The following is a 26327-nucleotide window of genomic DNA, read 5'->3' on the forward strand; positions in this document are numbered from 1 at the left end:
AGCACTTATAATCTTAAAAGCGCCTTAAAAACAAATTAAAATAAGATTAAAAACAGAAAGCAGACAAAGCAAACAACTATATTACAGCCACTTAAAACATCAATCTGAATAAGTTTTCATTGTGCGATTTTACTTTATAGACAATATCCGCGTTATGGTATTCCAAAATTCGTTTGGTAATACGCAGTCCGAGTCCAGAGCCAATGGTATTTTGAGAATTATCACCACGCATAAAAGCCTCATAAAGTCTTTGTTGTTCGTCTTTGCTGAGCGTTTTTCCTTTAGAACAAACATCAACCACCAATCTGCCCTCTATTTCTAAAATAAGAATTTCAACTTTGTGATTGATGGAATAAATGGCTGCATTTTTTAAAAGATTAATGAAAACAATTTCTAACAAAGACTTAACCCCTCTAATTTCCAGAATATCTAATTCGGAAATTGTATTAGAAATTTGAAAATCCATTTGAAGTTCAGGAAAATTCTTTTCTACTTTTTCGAAAGATTCGAATATAACTTCATCAACTCTTATCAATTCATAAATTGAACTGATATTTTTTTTATCAAACCTGGTTAATAACAAAAGCGATTTTGTCAAATCGGACAATTGGTGTACATCTTTTTGCATCTGCTTCAGAGATTGCGTTACCTCTTGATCTTGTATGTCCTGTCGCAATAGATTTTCTAACTGAAAAGACATTCTCGTCAATGGTGTACGTATCTCGTGCGAGGCACTTGCTGTAAAATCTTTTTGAGACTGGAAAACATCATTAAGTCGCGCAATCATGGTGTTAAAAGATTTTGTCAAAACACCGATTTCGTCTTTAGAATTTTGCTCTGGAATTTGCGTTGTTAATTTGTGTGCTGTGATATCAGAAACTTGCTCATTAAGATCTTCCAAAGGGCGCAGAAGTCGTCCAACAATATAATAGCAGAATAACCAAAGCAAAAGACAACTCAAGCAATACGAGAAAATAAGAAGGTATTTTAAAAACTGTAATTTAGAATTTCCGTTAACGTCAATTGCAGTTGTTACAATATAATAATTTTTGCTATTGATGTTGCTAAGCACCGCATAAATTTCAGGATGAGATGATTCGTCATATACCACTTTTTTTTGATCCAAATCATCGAGAAGCGATTCGTTCCATTCGACATTTTGATCTTTAATTGTACTATAAATCAATTTTTTATTAGCATCAAAAATCAAAATTTTCTCATTGAGCAGGACATTATCAGAATTTTCATCAAAAAACAAAGGTGCTTCTTCTTCAAAATTTTTTGATTTTTCAATAAAAGTTACTGTGAAATCTAATCTTTTTCTGAATCTATCTTTGAACTCGTCTTTTCTAAAACCATTAAAAAGAATATAAATAATCACCATTACCAATCCAAATAATATTGAAAAGGCAAAACTTAGATTAAACGCTATTTTCCTTTTTAACGTCATCTATTGCACCAAGCTTAGGTAATACCCAAATCCAGATCTGGTATGGATAAGCTTCACAGGAAAAGCCTTATCAATCTTCTTGCGTAGGAAATTAATATACACTTCTACAGTATTGGTATTGGTACTAAAATTATGCTCCCACACCTCTTCCGTAATTTGCTGTTTCGACACTGTACGACCTTGCGCTTCTGCAAGAAAAACCAACAATTGGAATTCTTTCACCGTTAAAATAATTTCCTGATCTCCACGGAAAACTTTATGATCCGTCTTATTAATTTTAAGATCACCTATTGTAATAATTTCTTCCGCAGGGGTAACAGTGGCAATCTGTCGTCTCAACAAAGAATTGATCCTCATCAACAATTCCTCAAACTGAAAGGGTTTCACCAAATAATCGTCTGCTAACCTAGCATAAGCTTCCTTCTTATCAGAAAGATCACCATAAGCGGACAAAATAATTATTGGCGTTTTTATATCGGCTTTACGAATTATCTCACAAACTTCAAGACCATTAATTTTGGGAACATTAATATCAAGCAAATACAAGTCGTAGTTTTCATTTTGAGCTTCCGCTAAAAAAGATTCGCCATCATAGACTTTGTCACAGACAAAATTATGCGACGTCAAAAATTTGCAAAGTTCTTCTGATAAAACCAAATCGTCTTCTAATATTAATACTTTCATCCAAAAAATTTTCTTCAAATTAACAAAAATAAGCGCATAAAAAAAATCCTAAATAAAAATTTAGGATTTTGAGAGCCAATATCGGGAATTGAACCCGAGACCTCTTCCTTACCAAGGAAGCGCTCTACCCCTGAGCTATATCGGCGATTGGGTAAAAAAAAATCACATTCCTGAAAGGTTTGTGATTATGGAGCGGAAGACGGGGGTCGAACCCGCGACATTCAGCTTGGAAGGCTGACGCTCTACCAACTGAGCTACTTCCGCAATTTTGTTTCCAAAAATGTTGGTAACGCTGCAAATTTAAAATAAAATTTTGAATTTGCAAACTTAATAAAAATGTGGGGAGAGCAGGATTCGAACCTGCGAAGCCGAAGCAACTGAGTTACAGTCAGTCCCATTTGACCGCTCTGGAATCTCCCCGCGTTATTTTTATTAGAGCCTCCAGAGGGATTCGAACCCACGACCCCGAGATTACAAATCACGTGCTCTGGCCAACTGAGCTATGGAGGCATTTTATTTTTAAGAACTCTTATCTTGCTTTGGTTAAGCGGTTGCAAATATAAAAACTTATTTTCTTATTTCCAAAAACTTTTTAAAGTTTTTTTATTTATTATTTTTTAGAAATCGTTCTAAAAGCTAATAAAACTGAGGATTCCAAAAGATCTTATGTTCTGTTTTGCGAGTGCAAATATAACATAGATTTCTTGAAATCCCCAAATTTTTTCTTAAGTTTTTTCAAACTTTTTTTCTAAGCTAATTCTTTTTTCTTGATTAACAATTTCTTAGCTGTTTCTGCACACAGGTCTAGACTCTCTTCAAAACTAGCGCAAGTCTTCTTAACAACGATATCATCTCCTGGAACTTTTACAATAAGTTCTGTTGTTTTGTTTTCTTTGTCGGAGGTATTTTCAACTTTTAAGAACACTTGACACTCGACAATCTTGTCATAAAACGTATCTAGTTTGTTTAATTTTTTCTCAATTCTTTCTTCTAATGGTTCGTGAGGTGTCAACCCCATTGCTTGAACTGTGATTTTCATAACAACATTTGTTTTAAAAATTAATATTATGGATGTGAGGGTGTATCACTTTCTCCCTGTTTTTTGAGCGCTCTTGGGTGCGCATTATTAAAGACCTTCTTCAGCTGTTCAATATTAGCATTAGTATAGACTTGTGTCGATGCTAAACTTGAGTGTCCCAAGAGTTTTTTTACTTTCGAAATCTCTGCCCCGTTATTAAGAACATGTGTAGCAAAGCTATGTCGCAAAATATGAGGACTTCTTTTCTCCTTTGTAGTAACAAGACTAAGGTACTTATTTACGACTGAATAAACAAATCTTTCTCCGAGTTTTTTGCCCTTTTTATTAACAAAAAAATAATCCTGATGTTCGGCATTTGGTCGACGAATTTGTAGATAATTTAAAAGCTCTTTTTTTAATTCTTCAGAAATAGGAATTATGCGTTGCTTATTCCCTTTACCCGTTACTTTAAACTCTAAAGCCGTAAGATCTACATTTAAAAATAAAAGATTACACAATTCTGCCTTCCGCATTCCTGTTTGGTACAACGTTTCTATAATTAACTTGTCTAAAAGGGAAATTGTTGTTTTATCTTCTATTTCTGTTTTTAAAGTTTGCATTTCCTCCAGAGAAAAAGGGCTTTGTTTTTCTGCATAAAACTTCAAGGATGAGATACTTTCCATAGGTGAAATATCGATCTCACCGATTCTTAATAAATAGAGATAAAAACTTCGCAATGATGACAATTTCCTATTAATGCTTCGTTTGCTGAGTTGCACTTCACTAAGCCGGACAATAAAATTTCGGATAACTTTTTTGTCAACATGCTGCAACTCTGTTGTTGCTTCTGTTTCTAAAACAAAATTGAGAAAATCCTCTAAATCTTTTTGATAAGAAGTTATGGTATGAGGCGAATATCGTTTTTCGACACGAATGTAGTCGATAAATTTTTCTAACATGAAAATAGGTGACGGGTATAAATACAAAAATCACTCTCAAATATACGAATTCGAGAGTGATTAATATGCGTAGCTAAAGAAGTTTTAAGCTTGTTCTTCTTTGCTTTGTTCTCTTTGTTTGTGAGCTGCTTTTTGTAGAGCTTGTCTGTTCAATACAGAAGGTTTAATAAATTGTTGTCTTGCTCTTAGTTTACGAACAACACCTGTTTTATCAAATTTTCTTTTGTACTTCTTTAAAGCTCTGTCGATAGACTCTCCGTCTTTTACTGGAATTATTAACATATTTTACATCTCATTTTGAGTTGCAAAAATATTAATATTTTTTGACTTTGCAAATTTTATTTTATTTTTTTGAGTATTTTCTATAATTATCTGCAAATTGCGTGAGCGATGCTAGCGAAAATCCTTTGGGGGTGGCGCGAGGCGGCGGAGCGTAGCGGAGCCGTCCGAGCGTCACCCCAAAAGATTGTAGCGAACGTAGCGACCCGCATGTTAACTGCTTAGGAAGCCAAAGGCTTTGCTAAGGATAACAAAGGGACACGCCATAAAAAAACTCCTGATTGCTCAAGAGTTTTATTGACTTTATGCTTTGATGTACATCGCTTTTTTAATTTCTTCTTTAACTTTTTCAAGTTTTGGAAACCACTCCGCAAATAAAGCTGCAGAATATGGCGCTGGAGCATCTGGCGTGGTAATTCTCTTAATCGGCGCATCCAAATAATCGAAGGCTTTCTGCTGAACCATATAGGTAATTTCTGATGCTACGGACGCAAATGGCCAAGCTTCTTCCAAAATCACTAATCTGTTTGTCTTTTTCACAGATTCTAAAATCGTATCATAATCCAAAGGTCGTACAGTTCTAAGATCGATAACCTCTACAGAAATCCCGTCTTTCTCCAAATCAGCAGCGGCTTGCATCGCCAACTTCATAATTTTTCCGAAAGACACCAAAGTTACATCTTTACCTTCTTTTTTGATATCTGCTTTTCCGATTGGAATATAGTATTCTTCTTCTGGAATTTCCATTTTGTCACCATACATCTGTTCTGACTCCATGAAAATAACAGGATCATTATCCTGGATTGCTGTTTTCAAAAGTCCTTTTGCATCGTAGGGATTAGATGGCACCACAACTTTAAGACCTGGACAGTTGGCATACCAACTTTCAAAAGCCTGAGAGTGCGTTGCTCCTAATTGTCCTGCAGAAGCAGTGGGCCCACGGAAAACAATTGGGATATTCCATTGTCCACCACTCATTTGGTACATTTTAGCAGCGTTATTGATAATTTGGTCAATCGCAACCATAGAGAAGTTGAAGGTCATATATTCCACAATTGGTCTATTACCATTCATCGCAGAACCTACTGCAATACCAGTAAAACCAAGTTCGGCAATTGGCGCATCGATAACTCTTTTTGGACCAAACTCGTCCAGCATACCTTTTGAAGCCTTGTAAGCTCCGTTGTATTCGGCTACTTCCTCTCCTACTAAATATATGGATTCGTCCTTGCGCATTTCTTCGCTCATAGCTTGAGCAATGACTTCACGAAAAGTATATTCTTTCATGTATTGAAAAATTTAGACTACAAAAATATAGATTTTTTTTTATTATTCACCTAACATAAAAAAGCAAGCCCAAAAAGAGCTTGCTAAATTTCTATAAAAACGCAATATTAATCTGCTTTTTGCCAAGTTTGAGTTCTTCCTAATAAAGAAATTCCCATATAACCTCTTACATTAAGCTTATCGCCATCTCTTGTAATCGTGCACTTATAGGTTTTTCCATTTTTAGGATCTGTAATTGTTCCTCCTGTGAACTCGCTTCCATCTTTTGATAAACCGCGGACAACTTCCATACCTAAAATTGGTTTTCCTTTTCTGTCATCTTTACAACCTGTACAATTAGGATCTGCAGGTTTTATCAGCAACTGTACAACTTTTCCGTAATACTTTCCATCGGATTTTTTAAATATCTCAACATAGGATTTTGCCTTTCCTGTTTCGTCATCAATCGTTTTCCATTTTCCTTCGATTTGCGCAAAAGACATTGCGCTAATGAATATTGTTGCGAAAGCAAGCATGATTTTTTTCATAATTTTAAATTTTATAACAATGTTATGATAAAGGGATCTTGTTAAAGTTAAATTAACTTTGGATAAAAATAAATAAATATTCTATACCTACAAGCTTTTTTTAATTATAGAATCTAAAAATGATATGCTATTAATACAATTTTCGATTAATAACACGATCCATATAATCTTGATACCAAGCTTTTACCTTTAAAAGATCAAACTCTTGTTGTTTAGACCTTGGCTGATTAATCAGATTTTCTGTAAGCCCCAAATCCGCTTTATTATAAATCCCAATTACATCTTTGCCATCGAAAGTATAAATGTAATCGCCGATAATCATTTGTTCTTGTATCGAATTAGAGTTCACAATAATATTTGGTTCTTCTTTATCGGACACCAAACTTCTTCCCCAACTTCGTATTGATTTTTTATACCCCATCAAATCTGCTAAAGTTGGGTAAATATCAATTTGTTGTACAAAACGCTTGTCAACACCTTCTAGTTTATATTTCGGATTTGGGGAATAAAACAACATCGGAATTGCAAAACGGTTCATTGCTTTTTGATATTCATCATAATGTATCATATTGGTATGGTCCGCGGTTATCACAAAAATTGTGTTTTGGAACCAAGGTTTTATAGAAGCCGTTTCAAAAAATCTCTTCAAAGCCATGTCGGTATATTGCATCGGCTCATGAATTGCCAAAGGTCCTTTTTTAAACTTCCCATTATATTGTTCCGGAATCTTGAATGGATCATGAGAAGATGCTGTGAAAATCGTTGACATAAATGGTTGCGTTTTCCCAATATTATTTGCGAAATACTGGAAGAAAGGTTCGTCCCAAATAGCCCAAATCCCATCAAAATCCTCATCATTATTATACTCATCTTTCCCAAAATAATGTTTGAAACCAAGAATATTTCCAAAACCTTGGAATCCCATACTGCCATTGGGCGCACCATGATAAAAACTCGTGTCATACCCCATATCATTCGCTACAGAAACGATAGATTGAATTTTTTGATTGGAATAAGGCGAAGACGTAAAAGCGTCCGTCAAACTAGGAATACCTGCCAAAATAGAACTCATCCCATGAATGGATTGACGACCATTAGCAAAAGCATTAGTGAAAATTAAACTATGCTGCGCCAAACTATCCACAAACGGCGTGTAAGACACATAATTTTTAATATTTGATTCTTTATTAAAAGCGCCAGAATATTCTTTTCCAAAACTTTCTACAATAAAAATAACAATATTCGGCTTTTCCTCAACTTCGCGTTCATAATATTTATATGGCTGAATTTCCTCAGTAATAAACGCTTCATCAACAAAATGTACGAGCTTAAAACTATTGGTATTTATAGTTCTAAAAAACGAAAAAACACTATTGAGAACAACATTTGCTAAAGTTGGATTCTTGACATGTTTGTTAGCATCAACCAGATTAATGGGTCTTGTACTGTGTTTAAAATCGCCGCGAATACCACCAACAACCAAAGTCGCCGTTACACACAACATCAAAATGCTTGACACAAAATAAACAACTAAATTCTGAGGTTTTCGATAATTGACTTTAACAGGTTTATACAAAAACACCCAAAAGACCATACAAACTATAAAACTTATTGGCACAAGCGGGCTTTGCAAAATCCCATTGAAAAAGACTTTCCAAAGATTTGACTCGTGTTCTACAACAGACAAAACCGACGATGTTAAACGTGATTGACTGAATTTAAAATAAACAAAATCACCAAAGTTGAAAGAATATGCAATTCCGTTTGTTATAAAATACCACCAACACAAAAATTTTTGATATCCAGCTTTTGTATTGACAACAATAGGGACCAAACTCAGCAAGATAAACACCGAATTGACATACAAAATCGCTGTTGTATCGAATGCCGTACCGTAATATGAAATGCTAAAATAATCGCCAATACTATCTATCGGCAACAAATCTTTATTAAAAATCCAAAACAAAAATCTTGCGATTTGATAGAAAAAAAACACTAACGCAAGGCGATATATCAGGACCAAAAATTCCTGCCATCTAACATCTTTCATCTTGCAAAAATACAGATTTTAGTATTTTAGAAACAGAATCATCTATTTTCTTTACAGAATTCTTAGATGGCCGAACTCAATATTTTGTATTTTTGTCTCATGAATTTCATTAAAAACAACCTAGCCAACGCTTTTACGCTTGCCAATTTATTTTCTGGTTGCGTAGGTGTCATCCATTTATTAAACAACGATTACAAAACAGCAGGCTTTTGTCTAATCCTGTCTTTGGTGCTGGATTTTTTCGATGGATTTGTAGCGCGTGCGTTAAAATCCAACAGCAATCTTGGCGTACAACTGGACTCGTTAGCGGACATGGTGAGTTTCGGATTTTTCCCGGGCGTTGTCCTTTACAAATTTTTGGAAGTCTACGGTCATACCGCTTTCGGAATCGATTTTCCTTTTGAGATCAAATATCTAGGATTTTTTGTGACTTTATTTTCGTGTTTACGATTGGCGATTTTCAATCTGGACGAAGAGCAAACCTATTATTTCAAAGGTCTTAATACGCCGACTAATACTGTATTTTTATTTGGTTTATACTTTTTAAATCAAAATCAAATTGCTAGTAACACAGCATCCTTTTTAGAATTAAATAATATTCTAAATGCGGAGGTATTAATCGTTTTAACCATCATTTGTAGCTGGCTTTTGGTAAGTCCTATTAAAATGATTTCAATGAAATTCAAGTCGATGAAATTGGAAGACAACCATCCAAAATTGGCTTTATTAATTGGCGGAATCATCTTGTTAATCGCATTAGGCGTCAATGCTATTCCGTTTTTGGTGATTTATTATATTCTCATTTCGTTAGTATTTCAAAAACAACTTAAATAGATCTAAAGTCTAAAAAAATTAATTCATAATTCATAACTAAAAAAGAATGAATCTCAAATTATATAAACCCCTTTGCGTTTTCGATTTAGAAACAACAGGAACCAATGTTTCTACCGACAGAATTGTTGAAATGTCTATTCTAAAAGTTAATCCAGACGCTTCTAAAGAAACCAAAACGTGGTTGGTAAATCCTGGAATGCCAATTCCGGAAGCTTCAAGCTTGGTACACGGCATCTATGACAAAGATGTGATGAATGCGCCTAGCTTCAAAGATATCGCTCCAAAAATTTTAGAAATGATAAAAGATTCGGATTTGGGTGGTTTCAATTCTAACCGTTTTGACATTCCTGTTCTGGCAGAAGAATTACTTCGTGCAGGAATGGATTTTGACCTTAACAAGCACAAATTTGTTGATGCACAAACGATTTTCTTTAAAAAAGAACCGCGTAATCTTGGCGCAGCTTATCAATTCTATTGTGGAAAAACTTTAGAAAATGCACATTCTGCCGAGGCGGATACTTTAGCAACTTTCGAAGTTTTGGATGCTCAAATCGCAAAATACGAGGATCTTCCAAATGACATCCAAGGTCTCAGCGAATATTCTTTCCATCAAAAAAATGCTGACTTAGCAGGTTTTATCGGTTATAATGATAAAAATGAGGAAACTTTCAACTTCGGAAAATACAAAGGACAAACGGTAAAAAGCGTTTTCCAAAAAGACCATGGCTATTACGGTTGGCTGCAAAATGCGGACTTCCCATTGTACACGAAAAAGATATGGACAAAAATCCAATTGATGAGCAAATTTTAAAATCCAATCATGAAAATAATCTGCATAGGCCGCAACTATTCTGAACACGCCAAAGAGCTAGGAAACGAAATTCCCGAAAATCCTGTCATTTTTATAAAACCCGACACAGCGGTTCTTAAAAAAGATACAGACTTCTATATTCCCGAATTCAGCAAGGATGTGCATTACGAATTGGAAGTGGTTGTTAAAATCTCAAAAGGCGGAAAATATATCCAAAAAAATAATGCTTCCAAACATTATGATGAAATAGGATTGGGCATCGATTTTACAGCGCGTGATCTCCAAAGTCAACTGAAAGCAAAAGGTCTTCCTTGGGAACTTTCAAAAGCTTTTGATGGTTCTGCTGTTGTGTCTGAATTTCTGAATAAAGAGGATTTTAATCTGGAATCGCTTCAATTCTCTTTATCGAAAAATGGTGAAAAAGTCCAAGATGGCAACACGAATGATATGATTTTTGATATCGACAGCATTATTGCATTTGCTTCTCAATACTTCACATTACGCGTGGGCGACCTTATCTTTACAGGAACACCAAAAGGTGTCGGAAAAGTTGAAGAAAACGATATTTTAGAAGGTTTTCTAGAACACAAAAAACTTATATCACTTCGTATCCAATAATTATTTAATAAAGAATTACTATCTTTATAAAGAGAAAATGATTAATTAAAAATTAATAGTATTAAATTATTAATTCGCAATTAACATCAAATATTTCAAATAGTTATAACCTTGAAAAATATTTCACCATGAAAAATATTATTCTTCCAATCGATTTTTCTGATAGCACCGACAAGCTTATAGATTATGCTATTTCTTTCGCTAAAGATGTGACTGCAAAAATCCATCTTATCCACGTAAGTCCAACTGATATTGGATTTGTAATAAGTGACATGGGCTATCAATACTTCCCCGAAGTTGAGGAAAACGAGTTGAAATACGAATTAAAAGAACTCAACCGACTAGAACAATATGTAATTGCACAAGATATTGATGCAACCCATATTCTAAAACAAGGTAATGCAGCGGAAGTTATTATGGATTATGTCAAAGAAAAAAATGGAGATTATATTGTCATGGGTTCTCATGGAAGAAGTGGGATTTATGATGTTTTTGTAGGTTCATTAACAAAAGATCTAACTAAAAACGCAAACATCCCTGTCGTTGTTGTCCCATGTCGAAAAGAAAAATAGTGGTACTAAAACCATATTCCTAATAGATAAAACAAAGCCTACATTATTAATAATGTAGGCTTATATTTAATATAATCAATTTATTTAACCTTCGTTTTTGTAAAGTTTGGGATCGTAGTAAGGGAATTTGCCTTCTGTTTCAGAATGATACTCTTTATCCTTATCACCACCTAAAGTAACTACCAAAATGTAGCACCAATAAATGAAAAATCCAGAAGCTACGATAAATAGCACCCAGTTTATGATATTTCCTGCAAAATCAAAGAACCCGAAAGTCCATGTGAAAACACTACCTAAGAACAACCAGAAAGATGTCATTGCTTTTCTTTTTTTAAATTAACTTTGCACAAATTTATAAAAAATGTTTCGATTACTTTCTAAAGAAAGCAATATTTTTTCAATTCCCGTTTATATCGGTTTTCTACTGCTTATCATCATTGCATTCAACGCTATGGATATCAACAGGTTAGACGCTATATCCGCTGTTATTACATTTGCTGGGATTTCGTTGGGATATTTTTTATTTAACAAGCTGGACCTTACCTATCAGACACATTTACCTTTATTCCTTTACACTTTTTATGTGTTTGCCTTTTATCCAGGAGACCTCAGCATTGGTCTGGCTATCACACTTTTGATCAACTCTTTTTTACTTTTAATATTAACCTCAACCAGCGACAAGCTGAGAAAAGGCTCTTATCTTCTGGTTGGCGCCTTGCTGTGCATCAACTATTTGTTTCTACCCATTTTTTGGCCTTTAATCTTCTTTGTCATCATCCATATTTTTGTAACTTCTGGAAAGGCTTTGGCCAATTTGTTTCGCTTATTTTTTGGAGCTTTGTTGATTCTAATCATCTATTTCAGCGTGATGTACTGGATGGATTACGAAAGTTGGGATAATAAATATTGGCCTTTGAGCGCCAATTTCAAAATGGTGAACGAGTTTTCGAATCTCTATTTTATAACGCCTATTATTTTAATGATAATCTATGCGGTGTTGGACCACTTCAGACATTTCAATGAGAAAAGTCCTACCAGCAAATATAAATATACTTTTTTGCTGCTTTTTTCCTCCGCATTTTTAATATCCATAATTTTGTACATGGGAACTTATTACGAAATGCTATTGGTACTAGGTCTTCCTGTAAGTATTATTTTAAGCCGAATGCTAAAGTTTTTTCCTAAATATTGGATGCAAGAACTTGGACTTTGGACCATCATTATGTCGCTGTTTTTGTTTAAAATAGCACCTTATATATTTCAAATTTAGATATGATTCAGTTAGATGATAAATTAATTTCCGAAGATATTTTTTCTGAGGAATTTGTATGCAACCTTTCCAAATGCAAAGGTGCATGTTGTGTAGATGGTGACACTGGCGCACCGCTTGATGAAGACGAACTTCCTATTTTAAAAGAGATTTTCCCGAAGATAAAATCTTATCTACGACCAGAAGGCGTTTTGGCAATAGAAGAACAAGGCACGCATGTTATCGATAACGAAGGCGATCTTGTAACGCCATTGGTTAACAATGCAGAATGTGCTTATGTTATTTTTGATGAAAAAGGCTGGACAAAATGCGGCATCGAAAAAGCTTATGAAGACGGGATTATCGATTGGAAAAAGCCGATCTCCTGTCACCTCTATCCCATACGTGTTACCAATTACAAAACCTTCACAGCACTTAACTACCACGAGTGGCCTATTTGTAACGACGCTTGTACACTAGGAAAAGAATTAAAGGTTAAAATTTATCAGTTCCTTAAAGAACCTTTGACAAGAAAATATGGCACCGAGTTTTATCAAAACCTAACGGACGCTGCCGAAGAGTGGGAAAGAGAATTTAATTCTTAACAAAAAAATAAAAGAAGCGCTATAAGCCGGATTCTGTGCCCTCCCAAAAGAGGGTGCTTGTTATTTATCTGATTTGCAAATTACTCTGCAACTTTAGCTGCTTACCCCTCGCCAACGACCGAGCCGACCTTAACTGGCGATATACTTAGCATTGCACCGCATAGAGTTTACCTGGTTTCACTACAGCCGAACTGTACCTGCTTTCTGTTGCACTTGTCCTACGCTCGCGCGTGACGGATGTTATCCGCTATGCTGCTCTGTGGTGTCCGGACTTTCCTAGCCTCCCGAAGGATTCTCAACAAGCCGCACTTCTTTTATGCGCCAAAAGTATTACTTTTTAAGCTATATAAAAAAGTTTTTTATTCAATAAATTAATCACTGCTGTCAGCTTTTTTTAACAACAAACGCTTGAGATGCGAAAATAGCAAGCTTGGTATCCATCAAAAGCAAGCTTGTTAATGGGCAATAGCAAGCTTGTCATCGGGTCATGACAAGCTTGCTATTTTTTGACCCTCGCAAAGCCGCTCTAGCAGGGCTTTACAGAAGGGCTAATTTTTGATTTTAAAAAACAATTTAATGACATGTTTTTAGGCTTAAAAAAAATAAAACCCCAAAGCTTTTAAGAGAACTTTGAGGTTTATAAATATAGTGTAGATATAGTAAATATTAAAGCTTATAAGTCAATGTAACATAGAAATTACGTGGTGCAATTGGATTAACCGAGTAGTTCTCGTGTACGTTATAATTAACGACATCAAAAATGTTATTAACTTTGGCCTGAATCATGAATTTCTTCCACTCGTAGCCTGCTGAGAAATAGACCGTCGTATAGTCTTTCAGTTCAAAAATGCGACTTACGCCATTACGGCCATCCAGGCTAGAAGAGCCACCGTTTTTGGTATCGTTCCACCCGGCAAGACGATCACCGATATAATAGGCTCCTGCACCCAGTTTAAGCCCTTTTAGCTGGTCTGTGAATTTATAAAACACCGACAAATTGGCTGTTGTAGCTGGTGTTCTTACCAATCTTTGTTTTTCGACATAGCCTGTTGTTTCGGGCGTATCCAGATAGACAGCGTTGTTGTACGAGAAACCTCCTATTATTGAAAGATTGGGTGTTGGGTTACCTGTAATATCCAGTTCTACACCGCGGCTTCTCATTTTGCCTGAGTATTCTTTTAACATGCCCGATGGATCAATTTGGTTGCCATTTTCATCCAAGGCATTTTGATAATAATTTTGATAAATAATTTGATAAACAGAAAGGTTGAGCGCTACTGCATTGTTCCAAAAATTCTTTTTCGCGCCTACTTCGTACTGATCGATATTGGTAGGTTTCAAGCCTTCATTATTAATATCTATCCCAACATTATTTGAAAAGGAATTGGTATAAGTTGCAAAAATGGACAAGTTATCATTCGGCATATATACAAGTCCTAGCTTAGGAGAAATAGCTTGGTCCGACGTTTGCGAATTTTTGACAATTGTCTTACCATAAGCCTTTCCTGCTACGGCATATTGTGTTTTTAAAGACGGCATGTTTTCAACATACGACCAACGAAGTCCTGCAATAACTTTGAAGGTTTTGCTAAGGCTAATGAAATCTTGTGCATAAACACCGAGTCTTCTTGATGTTGTTCTGGTTTTGCCAAAAGTTTTTGAGTCTGGCATGGTTCCCGAAACCCAAGTTGATGGATCATCCAGATACAGCAAGTCTGTTGGGCTTCCGTTATTCCCGTAGATATAGGATGTTCCGTATTCTTTATTATTAGCAGGATTAAAGAACGTGAACGAATCCGATTGTCCAAAGTCGCCATCGGCACCTATTAGAACTTTGTGCCCAATTTTTCCTGTATTAAATTCTCCATTTAAGTTAACCTGAACAGATCCGTAGTTTTGCTCGCTATATGTTTTGGAAAGATTTCTTTTATATCTATATCTGTTATCAGCCGTTGTTTCCCAAGAAACCCGCTCTGTTGAGAAATAGTCTTTCGTATAATTTTGGTAAGATGCAATTGCGTCTAGCGTCCACTTATCGCTTAACTGGCGTTTGTAAGTAACAGTGGTTGACGTTTGTTGAACATTTTGATACTGCCAAGGTGTTCCCAAAAAAGCATTTATAGGAAGCATATCATTCAGTTTATAACTCTTATCGGTATTAATGATACTTCCGATTCCAAAATCAGGCGTTGAATCATTTTTAAGATAATCCGCTTCAACAATCAATTGGGATTTCTCTCCAAGATTAAATATAAATGATGGATTAACATAGAATTTATCCGAACTAACAATATCTCTGAAACTATCAGCATGTTCATACGCCATATTGATTCTCGCAGCAACATTTTTAGAAAGTGGTCCATAGACATCGACTGTTGGCTTGTAGCTATTCCAACTTCCCACGTTCATACTAGCACTTCCTCCAAAGTGGAAACGAGGTTTTTTAGTAATCATATTAATAACACCACCAGCAGCGGTATTGCCGTACATCATCGCGTTGGCACCTTTAAGAACCTCAACACGCTCTAGTCCAGAAATTTCTGGAAAAACACCACTGTTAACGCGACTTCCGTTTTTGAAAATATTGTCGTTTCCTAAAATAAAACCTCGCCCACCAAAACTATCTTGCGAGTTTCCACGAGATGATGTGATATAAACGCCATTTACATTTTGTAAGACATCGCTTAACTGTTTGGCTTGTTGTTCTTCAATAACTTCATGGGTTACAATTGCAATAGGTTGTGGCGTTTCCATCATCGTGAGATTGGCCTTATACGACAGAGGTTTTGCTTTGTTTGGATTACCAGTTTTATGCAAAAGCACATCTTCAATCTGTTGAATCCTTGCTGTATCGCTTACGACTTCATATTTCATCTGGCCAAATGCGAAACCAGAAATTGTGATTAAACCTAATGCAATTATATTCTTATTCATTGTTATACTTATTTAGAAAGATTTAAAATAACAATGCGAATTTAGGAATTCTTAACTTTTAGACAAATTTATTTTTAACAATTCTAAATAAAAACACAAACAATAATGCAAGTAATTGATTTTCAAATACAAACAAAACATGATATTTCTCAACAAAAACTATTGAGAATAAAATAAAATATGAAAACTCGAAAAATTAGTTTCGGAAAGCTTGCATATCAAGCTTTAGAGAAAAGAAGTTTGAATAAAAATTGGAACCTCCAATTCCGGAATTCGTAATCGCATAGTCCAAAGTAAGGCCTTTATATTTAATACCTATACCAGCGCTTGGCTGAAAAGAAACTTTCCTTTTTAAACTTTCAATATCTGTAATATTACTGAACTGATTAACACCCAATCTCACAAAAACCATATCTTGGAATGCTAGCTCAGCACCAGCATAAGGTGTAATACTTGCAAAATCTGTTGATATTAAAGAAGGCGTTTTAGCAAAATCAATATTAAGTCCAGCTTCTGGCAAAAGTTTCAAATCTCGGTTGATTTCAAAAAGGCGACTCGCTCCGACATTCAGCTTTGGCATTGTAATTTCCAACTTGTCGGCTGGCGCTGGGTTAAATTCTTCCCCATTGACAATAGTTGACAATTCTTTTTCGTTAATCGTCCAGAAATTGACTGTTGTCGTGGCATCGCGCAACATTGCACCATAGTTCCAACCATTATCTGTTTTATAAATTGCACCAAGATCGAACCCGAATCCATAGCCACTCGCGAATTTTCCGATATTACGATACACGATTTTTGCATTAACCCCGATATTCAATCGGTGATTTCCAGATGGATTAAACGCATAAGACAAAATCGCGGCGTAGTCTGCAGTCGAAAAAGATGAAATTTTATCATAATCGATATTGCCTTCTGGATCGATCATTTGGGTTGTGTTAAGAATATTATCAACCCCTAAACGTACCAAAGAAATCCCAAAAACACCATTCTCAACAGATTTGGCAAAAGCAACATAATCGTATTTGGCAATCGATTCAAAATACTCGGCATGCATTGCGGAGGCTTGCCAATCGCGTTCTACACCATTAAGCCCTGCGGGATTCCACATCGGCGCATAGACATCTTCTTGATTTGAGATTACCGCACCGCCCATACCAAGACCACGTGCGCCAGCGCCAATGTTTAAAAATTCATTAGAATACTTACGAATGATTTGGGCATTCGACAAACTAATAAGCAAAAGGCATATAAAAAATAAATGTTTCTTCATTAATCTATTGTCTTGTTGGCTTCGACTGTTGCTAGTTTTTTTCTTCTTTTGGACTTTATCAAACCATTAACTACGATGGATAAAATCATAACAGCAGAAGCGATATAAAATATCGGACTCATATGTTCTGACGCGCCAAAGATAAAAAAAGCTAATATAATCCCATAGACCGGTTCAAGATTAACTGTTAATATCAACGTAAATGGTGAAATATACTTCATCAGTTTAATACTTTCAAACATCGGATACGCCGTAAACAAACTCGCTAATAAAATTACTAACGCATAATCATGCATACTTATTTCGTTAAGGAAAGATAATTGTCCTGTTAGCAAAAAAAACAATGAAATAATCGCCCATCCACCAAATATCTCATAGAAAATAATATTACCAGACGATACTTTGCCATACATTTTACCATTAAAAACAGAAAAAACAGTTCCACACAAAGCACAAATGATACCGTAGAAAATCCCCAATTTGTATTTCATTTCAGCATTGAAAATGAGTAAAATGCAGCCAACAATAACAATCCCAATCAATATTTCCAGCCAATCTATTTTTCTACGAAATACAATAGGCTCTATAAAAGCGGCAAACAATGTTGACAGGGACAAACACGACAAGGCTATAGAAACATTCGACACCTTTATCGACTCGAAAAAGAAAAACCAATGTGCCGCCATTACGCTACCAATACCAATTAACCTCAGCAAGTTTTTGCGATCTACTTTCAGACTTTCTTTTTTAATAAATCTTAAATAAATAAATAAAAAAAATGCTGTAAAAAGCATCCTATAAAATACCAATAACGCAGCATCTATCTGAATTAATTTTCCTAAAATAGCGGTGAATCCCCACAAAAAAACAATGAGGTGTAATCTAACGAGATGCGAACTTAACATTATGTAAAAGTATTGTAAAAACTTAATGCAAACTTATAAATAATAAAAGTATTTTTGCAAAAATAAAAGTATGGAATTTCTACAAATATTCGCCTCAGTAGATGCGCTCATCGCACTACTCACCTTAACTTTTCTAGAGATAATCCTCGGGATAGACAACATTATTTTCATCTCAATAGTTACTGGAAAATTACCACAAGACCAACGCAAGCGTGCAACCAGAATAGGACTTTTCCTTGCCATGTTTATGCGTATCGCTTTATTATTTGGGATCACTTGGCTCATCGCTATGAAAGCATCGCTCTTTAGCATCAATTGGGGTTGGTTCAGCGCAAACTTCACGGGACAAGCCCTGATACTTTTTGCCGGTGGTATATTCCTGATTTATAAAAGCACCAAAGAAATCCACGAAAAAGTGGACAACAAAGGCGAACACGAAAAAGAATTAGCCACAAGTTCTGGCGCAAAATCTTTCGCAAATATCATTTTCCAAATCCTTTTAATCGACTTGGTATTCTCGGTTGATAGCATCTTAACGGCAGTCGGGATGACCAATGGCGTACAGGGCGCACTACCTATTATGATAACTGCCGTTGTCATTTCCGTTGGTGTTATGATGTTGTTCGCGGTGCCAGTCGGTAATTTTGTTAATCAAAATCCATCTATCCAGATATTAGGTTTGGCCTTTTTAATTTTGATTGGTTTTATGCTTTTAACAGAAAGTATGCACCTATCAGGCGCGATTCTTGGCGGACAAGAAGTGGGCGCAGTGCCAAAAGGCTATTTGTATTTTGCCATATTCTTCTCTCTCGTTGTCGAATTCCTCAACATGAGAATGCGTAAGAAAAAAGCTTAAATTTAAAATCAAATCATAGTCCCCACTTTCTCCATTGACAAGTGGGGACTTTTTTTATAAGCTCTACGTTCAACAATCATGTAATGTCAATTTCAAAAATACAGAACCACATAATTTTAGTTTTAAGGAATTCGATCTAGATATTAATTAAATTTCTTGTTGTTTTTAAAAGTTTAAAAAATCCTCCAACCCAAATCTTGGACTCGCCGACCTTTAGATTTAGGTTCCAAATAGAAGCCTTGCTGTTAATTAATGAAAATTATAGGTTAATAACCGAAAACTTGCGCTTAATAGCGTTTAATTTTTGGGGAACTAAGCTTAAATTCAGGCTTCATAAATCAAAATTTCTGGTCCAGAACCCCAAATTTTGAGTTCACAAAGCCAAAGGCTTGTATTTTTTACGCCAACACATCTATCTATAACCACAACGGATATGTTCTCAACCACAAAAATCACGTATATAAGCCCAAATTATAAGCAATAAATTTTAATTAAAGCTTCAAATTTTGTCCGTATCTATAAAAACGAGTATTTTTAAAGCAATAAAAATAAATAATGGATTTAGAATTCAATAAACGAGAAGACCAAAACAAGCTGAAACTTTCAGAAATAAACAGGCACTATAATAAAATCAAAAAAGGTGGCGGTGACAAGGCTTTACAAAAGCAACACGACCAAGGCAAATTAACAGCCCGCGAACGTATCGACTATCTTTTGGACAAAAACACAGATAGCATAGAAGTAGGTGCTTTTGCTGGCTATGACATGTATGAAGAACATGGCGGATGCCCTTCTGCTGGCGTTGTCGTGGTAATAGGTTATGTGTCTGGAAAACAATGTATCGTGGTTGCCAACGATGCTACCGTAAAAGCAGGCGCTTGGTTCCCGATAACAGGAAAGAAAAACCTTCGTGCACAAGAAATCGCTATGGAAAACAGATTGCCAATTATCTATCTTGTAGATTCTGCAGGTGTATATCTTCCTATGCAAGACGAGATTTTCCCTGACAAAGAGATGTTCGGGCGGATCTTCCGCAACAATGCAAAAATGAGTTCTGCAGGCATTGTACAGATTTCGGCGATTATGGGAAGTTGTGTTGCAGGTGGCGCTTACCTTCCGATAATGAGTGACGAAGCCATGATTGTTGATGGTACAGGAAGTATTTTTTTAGCGGGAAGCTATCTTGTAAAAGCCGCAATTGGCGAATCCATAGACAACGAAAGCCTAGGCGGCGCAACGACACATTGCTCTATTTCTGGCGTTACAGACTACAAAGCTAAAGACGACAAAGACGCTTTGGACCGTATCAAAACGATTATGAAATCTATTGGCAGCTACGACAAAGCTGGTTTTGACAGATGCGAAAGCTTTCCACCAAAAGAAAACCCAGACAACATTTTTGGCATTATGCCTGTTGGTCGTTCTGAGCAATACGACACGTTTGATATTATCAAATGCCTTGTTGACAATTCCGAATACGAAGAATACAAACCAGACTATGGGAAAAGCATTATCTGTTGTACCGCAAGAATCGATGGCTGGAGTGTAGGCATTGTCGCCAATCAAAGAAAATTAGTAAAAAGCGGTAAAGGCGAAATGCAGTTTGGAGGTGTCATTTATTCGGACTCTGCAGATAAAGCAACGCGTTTTATCGCCAACTGTAACCAGCGAAAAATTCCTTTGGTATTCTTACAAGACGTTACGGGTTTTATGGTAGGTTCTAAATCTGAGCATGGCGGGATTATTAAAGATGGTGCGAAAATGGTGAACGCCGTTTCCAACTCTGTGGTTCCGAAATTCACCGTCATCACAGGAAATTCTTACGGCGCAGGAAACTATGCCATGTGTGGAAAAGCTTACGATCCTAGATTAATCGTTGCTTGGCCTTGGGCAGAGCTAGCTGTTATGGGCGGACAACAGGCAGGAACTGTTCTTCTCCAGATCCAAGAATCTGCACTTAAAAAACAAGGAAAACAGATTACAGAAGAAGAACGCAAAGAGATTTTAGACAAAATTGTTGCTAACTACAACAAACAAATTGATCCAAAATATGCAGCAGCAAGATTATGGACAGACGCAATCATCAACCCAATAGACACCAGAAAATGGATAAGCATGGGTATAGAAGCCGCTAACCATGCACCAATAACAGAAAAATTCAATCTAGGTGTGATACAAGTTTAGAAATAACACAACAACAATAAAAAACACAATATGAAAAAAACTTTAAGCTTGGTTTGTATTAACCTAAGCCTTTTTGCTTTTGCACAATGTAACATCATTGGTCCTGGTATCATCAAAACAAATGAGAAAGCCAGCTATCGCATCGAAACCGAAAATGCACAATGTACGAATTGCTACAAATGGGCAATCCAAGAAAATAAGGATTTCATTAAGGGTGACGCACGAAAGAGCGCAATCGATATTATAGCAAATAGAGAAGCGAATGTTGTTTTATCTTTAGCGGTCTTAACCACGTCTGGCATTGAGCAATGCAGCCGTCACATTGACATCGCTGTCGCGGATCACAAAGTGTTTGATGAACATCCAGAACCTATTGATGAAAAGACTTGTGATATACCAAACCTAAATTACACAGAAGTAAAATATGCTTTGGGAAAACTTATTTTGATTCCCGAGCAAGACAATCCCGACTTTTCTTACACTTGGATTAGCACACTAAAAAATGCTGAAAAAATAGAATCCAAGGAAAGGAATCCTCAGTTTTCCTATTCGGATGAAAATCCAATAGAAACAATCCAGTTGGTTTTATCTTCTAAGAAGTGTACAAAACTGTCCATCAGAACTTATAAAGAAGAATTCTGGCAACAAAATCAATAGAAGCTTATCAAAGCCTTTCCATCGCGAAAGGCTTTTTTTTATAATATTAATTAAACTTTATTAATTAAATGTTTAATTTAATTAAAATGTTTTTTAACTTTGTTAAAGTAAAAATCAAACTATGGAAATGAAACTTCCTATTTTTTGTCCCAGTTGCGAATCTGCATTACGGGTTTCTCAAATGACTTGTAATAATTGTCCAACCACTGTGAATGGCGATTTTGATTTGCCTTTGTATCTAAAACTTAATAGAGAAGATCAAAATTTCATCTTAGAATTTTTCTTGAGCAGCGGCAGCATTAAAGAAATGGCGAAACAAGCCAATATCTCCTACCCTACAATGCGCAACAAATTGGACGACCTTATCGAAAAAATAAATTCATTAAAATCTTAAAACCATGAATTGGACTATACTCTTCAACCCTTTAGCAAAACTTCCTGCAAAACCCATTCTTCTTGTCGGAATTATTAGTGCCGTTATTGGCTCATTTATTTCGCAGTTCAATCATACTATATTTGATGGGTTAGTTGATGCGCACACTTATCAACTACTCACTTATACACAAGCCATTACAGCCAATTTGGTCAATATTATTTTGCCTTGTGTATTTTTATTTATTTTGGGGCGATTTATCAATCCAAAAACCAGAATGATTGATATTCTTAACACTTCTTTCCTATACAGAATTCCAATTTATATTATTCCGTTTGTTACAAGTTTTCCAAGTATGAAAAGCATCGAAGCTAAGATTAATGAACCTATGATGAGCATCAAAGATCTTCAGTTTTCATCCGACGAAATAACGATGCTTATTATTTTCTCCTGCATCAGCCTTGCCATTCTTGCATATGCGATTGCACTTTTGTTTATGGGATTCAAAACAGCGACTAATGCTAAAAAAGCTTGGCATTATTTGGCTTTTGTAGGTGTATTTATCCTTTGCGAGATTTTAAGCAAATTCATCATTCATTCTTTTTTATAAATTCAGAATTATGAAACAACAATTTTTAATATTAGCATTTTTATTGACGGTGTTTTTTATAAATGCCCAAAATATTATTGGTAGCTGGAAAGGGGAAATTGAATTTTCTGGACAAAAATTAACCTTAATTTTCAATCTAACAGGAAGTCCAGACAATCTAAAAGCTACTATGGACAGCCCAATGCAAGGAGCAAAAGATATCCCAATACAAAAAGCAAGTTTTATTGGTAAACAACTTAATATTAATGCAGAAAACCTAGGCATTACGTATTTAGGAATTTTAAAAGACAATAAAATCTATGGGAAGTTTATGCAAAGTGGATTGAGTTTTGATCTTATATTAACACCATTTGACACTAAAAACACTTCTGTTTTTAACCGTCCACAAACTCCAAAACCTCCATTTGATTATCCTATGGAAGAAGTAAGTTTTGTAAACCCAAATGATAAAAATATTTTAGCAGGGACTTTAATCCTCCCAAAAGACAAAAAAAACTTCCCTATCGTTGTTTTAATAACTGGTTCTGGAAAACAAAATAGAGATGAAGAACTATTCGGACATAAGCCTTTTGCTGTTATTGCTGATGATTTTGCGAAAAAAGGAATTGGAACTTTAAGACTAGATGACCGTGGAGTTGGCAGTTCCAGCGAAGGAAATATCAATGATACTTCAACGAATTATGCAGAGGATATTGGTGCAGCTGTAGATTTTTTAGTAAAAAAAGCTTATAAAAACATTGGACTTGTTGGTCACAGCGAAGGTGGAATGATTGCACCAATGGTTGCAGTTAAAAATCCAAATGTCAAATTTATCATTTCATTGGCGGGTCCAGGAGTTCCAATAAATGAATTGATGTATCAGCAAAATGAAGATATTTTAAAACAAATGCAACTTCCAGAAGACATTATCAAAAAGGATTTGAGCAATAAAAAGTTAATGTTCGATTATCTGGCTACTTATAATGGAAAAAACATTAAATCTGATTTTGATAATTTCTTAACTATAAAACTATCAGGAATTTCAGAACAAGAAAAGAAAGCTTACTTAGAACTCACAATGCCTTGGATGTTGTATTTTATTCAATATAAACCTTCGGAAAATTGGTCTAAAATTAAAATACCAGTATTGGCTCTTAATGGAAATCTTGATACACAAGTTGCAGCAAAGCCTAATCTTGACGCTATAAAAACAGCTTTAATAAAAGCAAAAAACAAGAATTTCAAAACTAAAGAAATCTTAGGTGCTAACCATTTATTTCAAACTGCAAAAACCGGAAGTCCCAACGAATATTCACAAATTGAAGAAACATTCTCACCGAAAGTTTTAGACATAATGAGTGAGTGGATTTTAAATTTAAAATAACGATAAAGCCTTTTCAAAATTTGAAAAGGTTTTTTCTTTCCTTATCTTTGCAAAAAATTAAAAAAATGCCTTTAAAAGCTGTTTTATTCGATATGGATGGTGTTATTGTGGATACCGAGCCACTGCATCGCAAGGCTTATTTTGGGATGTTTGATTATTACAATATGACCGTAGATGATGCATTGTTCAGCACTTTTACAGGTCGCACAACAGATAGCGTTTGTCTAGAACTTATCGAGCGTTTTAACATCCAAGCTGATAAATATGATTTGATAAAAAAGAAACGCGATATTTTCAAAGTTTTGTTCGACAATGACCCTGAATTTGATTTAATTCCAGGAGTAAAAAAATTAATTCAACATTATTTTGATAATGATATTAAATTGGTTTTGGCTTCTTCAGCAAGTAGCATAACTATTGAAATGGTTTTTGAAAAGTTTGAATTAGATCCCTATTTTATCGGAAAAATTAGTGGTGCAGAACTAAAAGAATCGAAACCCAATCCCGAAATATTTTTAAAAGCAGCCAGCATTGCCAATGAACCTATTGAAAACTGCATGGTAATTGAGGATTCTACTAATGGTATTTTAGCTTCTCACAGAGCTGAAATTTTCTGCGCCGCTTATAAAAGCGAACATACTTTACAACAAGATTATGCTCTAGCCAATATTTTGGTTGCCGATTTTAAAGATTTGGAATTGGAAAAAATTTCTCAATATTTTAATTAAAAAAAGCTGGAAGAGTATCCAGCTTATACTACTTTTTAATAACCTAAAAGTTTCAGTATATCTTGAGGTTGTTGCTCTTCCTGAAAGACTTTGTATATAAAATTACCTTCTTCATCTTGATCGATCAGGATATGTTTCGGTTGTGGAATTAAACAATGGTGAACACCGCCATAACCACTAATGGTATCTTGGTACGCGCCCGTATGGAAAAACCCAATATATAATGGCCTTGTGTCGTTATAGACAGGAAGATAAATGGCATTGGTATGCTGTTCAGAGTTATAATAGTCATCTGAATCACAAGTTAAGCCTCCTAAAAACACCCTTTCATAAGTATCGTCCCAACGGTTAAGTGGCAACATGATAAAGTGACGAGAAATTGCCCAAGTATCTGGCAATGTTGTCATAAATGACGAGTCAATCATATTCCATTTTTCTCTATCGTTTTGACGCTTCTGAGAAATCACACGATAAAGTGTAGCACCGCTTTCCCCAACAGTAAAACTACCAAATTCGGTGTAGATATTTGGTGCTTCCACGCCTTCTTCATCACAGAATTTTTTAATTTGAGAAACAATCTCATCAATCATATATTGATAATCGTAATCAAAATTAAGAGAGGTTTTTATTGGGAAACCTCCACCAATATTTAAAGAGTCTACTTCTGGCGCAATTTTTTTCAAACGTGCGTACACGCGAAGACATTTGTACAATTCGTTCCAATAATAGGCGGTATCTTTTATACCTGTATTAATGAAGAAATGTAACATTTTTAGTCTTGCATTAGGGTGATCCGCTATCTTCTGACTATAATATGGGATAATATCACGATACCCAATTCCTAAACGAGAGGTATAAAATTCGAATTTCGGTTCTTCCTCAGAAGCGATACGAATTCCGATGTTAAAAGTTGTATCAATGCTTTCTGTCAGCTTATCAAGCTCACGATAATTGTCCAAAATGGGTGTAATATTTTCAAAACCAGAATTGATCATTTCCGAAATTTTCATTAAATAATCATCGGTTTTAAAACCATTACAAATTACTTCGATATTTTTATCTACTTTTCCTTTTGTATGGAGACTTTTAACGATGTCCATATCAAAAGCCGAAGAGGTTTCGATAGAAATATCATTTTTAATAGCTTCTTCCAAAACGAAAGCAAAATGGCTTGATTTTGTACAATAACAATATCGGTAATTTTTTTCGTATCCATGCTTTTCAAAAGCTTCTCTGAACCAAGATTTGGCACGTTGGATATTGTGAGAAATTTTCGGAAGATAATTGAGTTTTAAAGGGGTTCCGTATTGTTCAACAACGTCCATTAAAGGAATATCGTGGAAGGTCAATTTATTCTCCTCAACATTGAATTCTTGTGTTGGAAAATAAAGAGTCTGGTCAATTAACTCCGAATATTTTATTTTCATTTCTTAAATCCTGATTTTACAAATTATACATCTGCAAAATTAAATAAAAAAAGATGCTAAATGCACCTTTTAAT

At 35.1% G+C, this 26327-nt stretch carries 26 protein-coding genes, 4 tRNA genes and 1 other RNA gene; 13 read left to right on the plus strand and 18 right to left on the minus strand.

What is annotated here, in order from left to right; all coding sequences use genetic code 11:
- Positions 1-91 precede the first annotated feature (91 nt).
- The 12 genes from G6R40_RS07340 to G6R40_RS07395 all read right to left on the minus strand — a co-directional run bounded on the left by G6R40_RS07340 (position 92) and on the right by G6R40_RS07395 (position 8254).
- Complete coding sequence (locus G6R40_RS07340; protein WP_165133604.1) at positions 92-1450, minus strand: histidine kinase dimerization/phospho-acceptor domain-containing protein; 1359 nt, start codon at positions 1448-1450, stop codon at positions 92-94.
- Positions 1451-2134, minus strand: a complete 684-nt coding sequence (locus G6R40_RS07345) for a response regulator transcription factor (RefSeq protein ID WP_165133607.1) — start codon at positions 2132-2134, stop codon at positions 1451-1453.
- 73 nt (positions 2135-2207) lie between these two features.
- Positions 2208-2279: transfer RNA gene (locus G6R40_RS07350), tRNA-Thr, on the minus strand.
- Between the two features lie 43 nt (positions 2280-2322).
- Positions 2323-2398 (minus strand) — tRNA-Gly (locus tag G6R40_RS07355).
- A 75-nt stretch (positions 2399-2473) separates the two neighbouring features.
- Positions 2474-2554, minus strand: a tRNA-Tyr gene (locus G6R40_RS07360).
- Between the two features lie 16 nt (positions 2555-2570).
- Positions 2571-2644, minus strand: a tRNA-Thr gene (locus G6R40_RS07365).
- A gap of 238 nt (positions 2645-2882) precedes the next feature.
- Positions 2883-3173 (minus strand): HPF/RaiA family ribosome-associated protein, encoded by a 291-nt coding sequence (locus G6R40_RS07370; RefSeq protein WP_165133610.1) that lies wholly within the window; start codon positions 3171-3173, stop codon positions 2883-2885.
- A 26-nt stretch (positions 3174-3199) separates the two neighbouring features.
- Positions 3200-4111: a tyrosine-type recombinase/integrase gene (locus G6R40_RS07375; RefSeq protein WP_165133613.1), complete on the minus strand. Its 912-nt coding sequence runs from the start codon at positions 4109-4111 to the stop codon at positions 3200-3202.
- A gap of 84 nt (positions 4112-4195) precedes the next feature.
- A complete protein-coding gene (gene rpsU, locus G6R40_RS07380) occupies positions 4196-4393 on the minus strand; it encodes a 30S ribosomal protein S21 (RefSeq protein WP_165133616.1) in 198 nt (65 codons plus the stop codon).
- A 300-nt stretch (positions 4394-4693) separates the two neighbouring features.
- On the minus strand, positions 4694-5677 hold the full coding sequence (locus tag G6R40_RS07385; RefSeq protein WP_165133619.1) for a pyruvate dehydrogenase complex E1 component subunit beta: 984 nt from the start codon (positions 5675-5677) through the stop codon (positions 4694-4696).
- 107 nt (positions 5678-5784) lie between these two features.
- Positions 5785-6204: a DUF2147 domain-containing protein gene (locus tag G6R40_RS07390; protein ID WP_165133622.1), complete on the minus strand. Its 420-nt coding sequence runs from the start codon at positions 6202-6204 to the stop codon at positions 5785-5787.
- Between the two features lie 130 nt (positions 6205-6334).
- Positions 6335-8254, minus strand: coding sequence for an LTA synthase family protein (locus tag G6R40_RS07395; protein WP_165133625.1), 1920 nt, complete (start codon positions 8252-8254; stop codon positions 6335-6337).
- Between the two features lie 99 nt (positions 8255-8353).
- Between G6R40_RS07395 and G6R40_RS07400 the strand changes: the two genes are divergently transcribed.
- The 4 genes from G6R40_RS07400 (at position 8354) to G6R40_RS07415 (ending at position 11089) form a co-directional block, all read left to right on the plus strand.
- A complete protein-coding gene (locus G6R40_RS07400) occupies positions 8354-9088 on the plus strand; it encodes a CDP-alcohol phosphatidyltransferase family protein (protein ID WP_165133628.1) in 735 nt (244 codons plus the stop codon).
- A 46-nt stretch (positions 9089-9134) separates the two neighbouring features.
- Positions 9135-9899 (plus strand): 3'-5' exonuclease, encoded by a 765-nt coding sequence (locus G6R40_RS07405; RefSeq protein ID WP_165133631.1) that lies wholly within the window; start codon positions 9135-9137, stop codon positions 9897-9899.
- Between the two features lie 9 nt (positions 9900-9908).
- The gene (locus tag G6R40_RS07410) at positions 9909-10517 is read left to right on the plus strand and encodes a fumarylacetoacetate hydrolase family protein (protein WP_165133634.1); all 609 of its coding nucleotides are present in this window, start codon (positions 9909-9911) and stop codon (positions 10515-10517) included.
- Positions 10518-10645: 128 nt separating this feature from the next.
- On the plus strand, positions 10646-11089 hold the full coding sequence (locus G6R40_RS07415) for a universal stress protein (protein ID WP_165133637.1): 444 nt from the start codon (positions 10646-10648) through the stop codon (positions 11087-11089).
- Positions 11090-11173: 84 nt separating this feature from the next.
- Here the strand turns inward: G6R40_RS07415 and G6R40_RS07420 are convergent, their stop codons facing one another.
- The gene (locus G6R40_RS07420; RefSeq protein ID WP_165133640.1) at positions 11174-11407 is read right to left on the minus strand and encodes a DUF6341 family protein; all 234 of its coding nucleotides are present in this window, start codon (positions 11405-11407) and stop codon (positions 11174-11176) included.
- A gap of 43 nt (positions 11408-11450) precedes the next feature.
- Here G6R40_RS07420 and G6R40_RS07425 point away from each other — a divergent pair, with 43 nt between their 5' ends.
- Positions 11451-12359, plus strand: a complete 909-nt coding sequence (locus tag G6R40_RS07425) for a DUF6427 family protein (protein WP_165133642.1) — start codon at positions 11451-11453, stop codon at positions 12357-12359.
- A 2-nt stretch (positions 12360-12361) separates the two neighbouring features.
- On the plus strand, positions 12362-12943 hold the full coding sequence (locus G6R40_RS07430) for a DUF3109 family protein (protein ID WP_165133645.1): 582 nt from the start codon (positions 12362-12364) through the stop codon (positions 12941-12943).
- Between the two features lie 6 nt (positions 12944-12949).
- On the opposite strand, the gene rnpB is transcribed toward G6R40_RS07430, so the two are convergent.
- From rnpB to G6R40_RS07450, 4 genes are all read right to left on the minus strand, one after another.
- Positions 12950-13258, minus strand: an RNA gene (gene rnpB / locus G6R40_RS07435) — RNase P RNA component class A.
- Between the two features lie 351 nt (positions 13259-13609).
- A complete protein-coding gene (locus G6R40_RS07440; protein WP_165133648.1) occupies positions 13610-15877 on the minus strand; it encodes a TonB-dependent siderophore receptor in 2268 nt (755 codons plus the stop codon).
- A gap of 196 nt (positions 15878-16073) precedes the next feature.
- Positions 16074-17150 (minus strand): PorV/PorQ family protein, encoded by a 1077-nt coding sequence (locus G6R40_RS07445; protein WP_165133651.1) that lies wholly within the window; start codon positions 17148-17150, stop codon positions 16074-16076.
- On the minus strand, positions 17150-18055 hold the full coding sequence (locus tag G6R40_RS07450; protein WP_165133654.1) for a DMT family transporter: 906 nt from the start codon (positions 18053-18055) through the stop codon (positions 17150-17152). Before G6R40_RS07450 ends, G6R40_RS07445 begins: the two co-directional genes overlap by 1 nt.
- A gap of 70 nt (positions 18056-18125) precedes the next feature.
- Between G6R40_RS07450 and G6R40_RS07455 the strand changes: the two genes are divergently transcribed.
- The 7 genes from G6R40_RS07455 (at position 18126) to G6R40_RS07485 (ending at position 24826) form a co-directional block, all read left to right on the plus strand.
- Positions 18126-18911, plus strand: coding sequence for a TerC family protein (locus tag G6R40_RS07455; RefSeq protein ID WP_165133657.1), 786 nt, complete (start codon positions 18126-18128; stop codon positions 18909-18911).
- A gap of 555 nt (positions 18912-19466) precedes the next feature.
- Positions 19467-21095: an acyl-CoA carboxylase subunit beta gene (locus G6R40_RS07460; protein ID WP_165133660.1), complete on the plus strand. Its 1629-nt coding sequence runs from the start codon at positions 19467-19469 to the stop codon at positions 21093-21095.
- Between the two features lie 30 nt (positions 21096-21125).
- The gene (locus tag G6R40_RS07465) at positions 21126-21752 is read left to right on the plus strand and encodes a hypothetical protein (RefSeq protein ID WP_165133663.1); all 627 of its coding nucleotides are present in this window, start codon (positions 21126-21128) and stop codon (positions 21750-21752) included.
- 121 nt (positions 21753-21873) lie between these two features.
- Positions 21874-22146 carry a DUF2089 family protein gene (locus G6R40_RS07470; RefSeq protein ID WP_165133666.1) on the plus strand — a complete coding sequence of 91 codons (273 nt, stop codon included), beginning with the start codon at positions 21874-21876 and terminating at the stop codon, positions 22144-22146.
- 4 nt (positions 22147-22150) lie between these two features.
- Complete coding sequence (locus G6R40_RS07475) at positions 22151-22735, plus strand: hypothetical protein (protein WP_165133669.1); 585 nt, start codon at positions 22151-22153, stop codon at positions 22733-22735.
- A gap of 10 nt (positions 22736-22745) precedes the next feature.
- A complete protein-coding gene (locus G6R40_RS07480; protein WP_165133672.1) occupies positions 22746-24098 on the plus strand; it encodes an alpha/beta hydrolase family protein in 1353 nt (450 codons plus the stop codon).
- A gap of 65 nt (positions 24099-24163) precedes the next feature.
- Positions 24164-24826: an HAD family hydrolase gene (locus tag G6R40_RS07485; RefSeq protein ID WP_165133675.1), complete on the plus strand. Its 663-nt coding sequence runs from the start codon at positions 24164-24166 to the stop codon at positions 24824-24826.
- A gap of 35 nt (positions 24827-24861) precedes the next feature.
- Here the strand turns inward: G6R40_RS07485 and G6R40_RS07490 are convergent, their stop codons facing one another.
- A complete protein-coding gene (locus G6R40_RS07490) occupies positions 24862-26253 on the minus strand; it encodes an arginine decarboxylase (protein WP_165133678.1) in 1392 nt (463 codons plus the stop codon).
- Positions 26254-26327: the final 74 nt, after the last annotated feature.

Origin of the sequence: Chryseobacterium sp. POL2 (assembly GCF_011058315.1) — a bacterium.
In the GTDB taxonomy this organism is placed as follows: Bacteria; Bacteroidota; Bacteroidia; order Flavobacteriales; family Weeksellaceae; genus Soonwooa.

Bases quoted from the DNA above. Each gene is read 5' to 3' on its own strand.
- G6R40_RS07340 (WP_165133604.1), bottom strand. From the start codon at position 1,450: ATGACGTTAAAAAGGAAAATAGCGTTTAATCTAAGTTTTGCCTTTTCA.
- G6R40_RS07345 (WP_165133607.1), bottom strand. From the start codon at position 2,134: ATGAAAGTATTAATATTAGAAGACGATTTGGTTTTATCAGAAGAACTT.
- G6R40_RS07370 (WP_165133610.1), bottom strand. From the start codon at position 3,173: ATGAAAATCACAGTTCAAGCAATGGGGTTGACACCTCACGAACCATTA.
- G6R40_RS07375 (WP_165133613.1), bottom strand. From the start codon at position 4,111: ATGTTAGAAAAATTTATCGACTACATTCGTGTCGAAAAACGATATTCG.
- rpsU (WP_165133616.1), bottom strand. From the start codon at position 4,393: ATGTTAATAATTCCAGTAAAAGACGGAGAGTCTATCGACAGAGCTTTA.
- G6R40_RS07385 (WP_165133619.1), bottom strand. From the start codon at position 5,677: ATGAAAGAATATACTTTTCGTGAAGTCATTGCTCAAGCTATGAGCGAA.
- G6R40_RS07390 (WP_165133622.1), bottom strand. From the start codon at position 6,204: ATGAAAAAAATCATGCTTGCTTTCGCAACAATATTCATTAGCGCAATG.
- G6R40_RS07395 (WP_165133625.1), bottom strand. From the start codon at position 8,254: ATGAAAGATGTTAGATGGCAGGAATTTTTGGTCCTGATATATCGCCTT.
- G6R40_RS07400 (WP_165133628.1), top strand. From the start codon at position 8,354: ATGAATTTCATTAAAAACAACCTAGCCAACGCTTTTACGCTTGCCAAT.
- G6R40_RS07405 (WP_165133631.1), top strand. From the start codon at position 9,135: ATGAATCTCAAATTATATAAACCCCTTTGCGTTTTCGATTTAGAAACA.
- G6R40_RS07410 (WP_165133634.1), top strand. From the start codon at position 9,909: ATGAAAATAATCTGCATAGGCCGCAACTATTCTGAACACGCCAAAGAG.
- G6R40_RS07415 (WP_165133637.1), top strand. From the start codon at position 10,646: ATGAAAAATATTATTCTTCCAATCGATTTTTCTGATAGCACCGACAAG.
- G6R40_RS07420 (WP_165133640.1), bottom strand. From the start codon at position 11,407: ATGACATCTTTCTGGTTGTTCTTAGGTAGTGTTTTCACATGGACTTTC.
- G6R40_RS07425 (WP_165133642.1), top strand. From the start codon at position 11,451: ATGTTTCGATTACTTTCTAAAGAAAGCAATATTTTTTCAATTCCCGTT.
- G6R40_RS07430 (WP_165133645.1), top strand. From the start codon at position 12,362: ATGATTCAGTTAGATGATAAATTAATTTCCGAAGATATTTTTTCTGAG.
- G6R40_RS07440 (WP_165133648.1), bottom strand. From the start codon at position 15,877: ATGAATAAGAATATAATTGCATTAGGTTTAATCACAATTTCTGGTTTC.
- G6R40_RS07445 (WP_165133651.1), bottom strand. From the start codon at position 17,150: ATGAAGAAACATTTATTTTTTATATGCCTTTTGCTTATTAGTTTGTCG.
- G6R40_RS07450 (WP_165133654.1), bottom strand. From the start codon at position 18,055: ATGTTAAGTTCGCATCTCGTTAGATTACACCTCATTGTTTTTTTGTGG.
- G6R40_RS07455 (WP_165133657.1), top strand. From the start codon at position 18,126: ATGGAATTTCTACAAATATTCGCCTCAGTAGATGCGCTCATCGCACTA.
- G6R40_RS07460 (WP_165133660.1), top strand. From the start codon at position 19,467: ATGGATTTAGAATTCAATAAACGAGAAGACCAAAACAAGCTGAAACTT.
- G6R40_RS07465 (WP_165133663.1), top strand. From the start codon at position 21,126: ATGAAAAAAACTTTAAGCTTGGTTTGTATTAACCTAAGCCTTTTTGCT.
- G6R40_RS07470 (WP_165133666.1), top strand. From the start codon at position 21,874: ATGGAAATGAAACTTCCTATTTTTTGTCCCAGTTGCGAATCTGCATTA.
- G6R40_RS07475 (WP_165133669.1), top strand. From the start codon at position 22,151: ATGAATTGGACTATACTCTTCAACCCTTTAGCAAAACTTCCTGCAAAA.
- G6R40_RS07480 (WP_165133672.1), top strand. From the start codon at position 22,746: ATGAAACAACAATTTTTAATATTAGCATTTTTATTGACGGTGTTTTTT.
- G6R40_RS07485 (WP_165133675.1), top strand. From the start codon at position 24,164: ATGCCTTTAAAAGCTGTTTTATTCGATATGGATGGTGTTATTGTGGAT.
- G6R40_RS07490 (WP_165133678.1), bottom strand. From the start codon at position 26,253: ATGAAAATAAAATATTCGGAGTTAATTGACCAGACTCTTTATTTTCCA.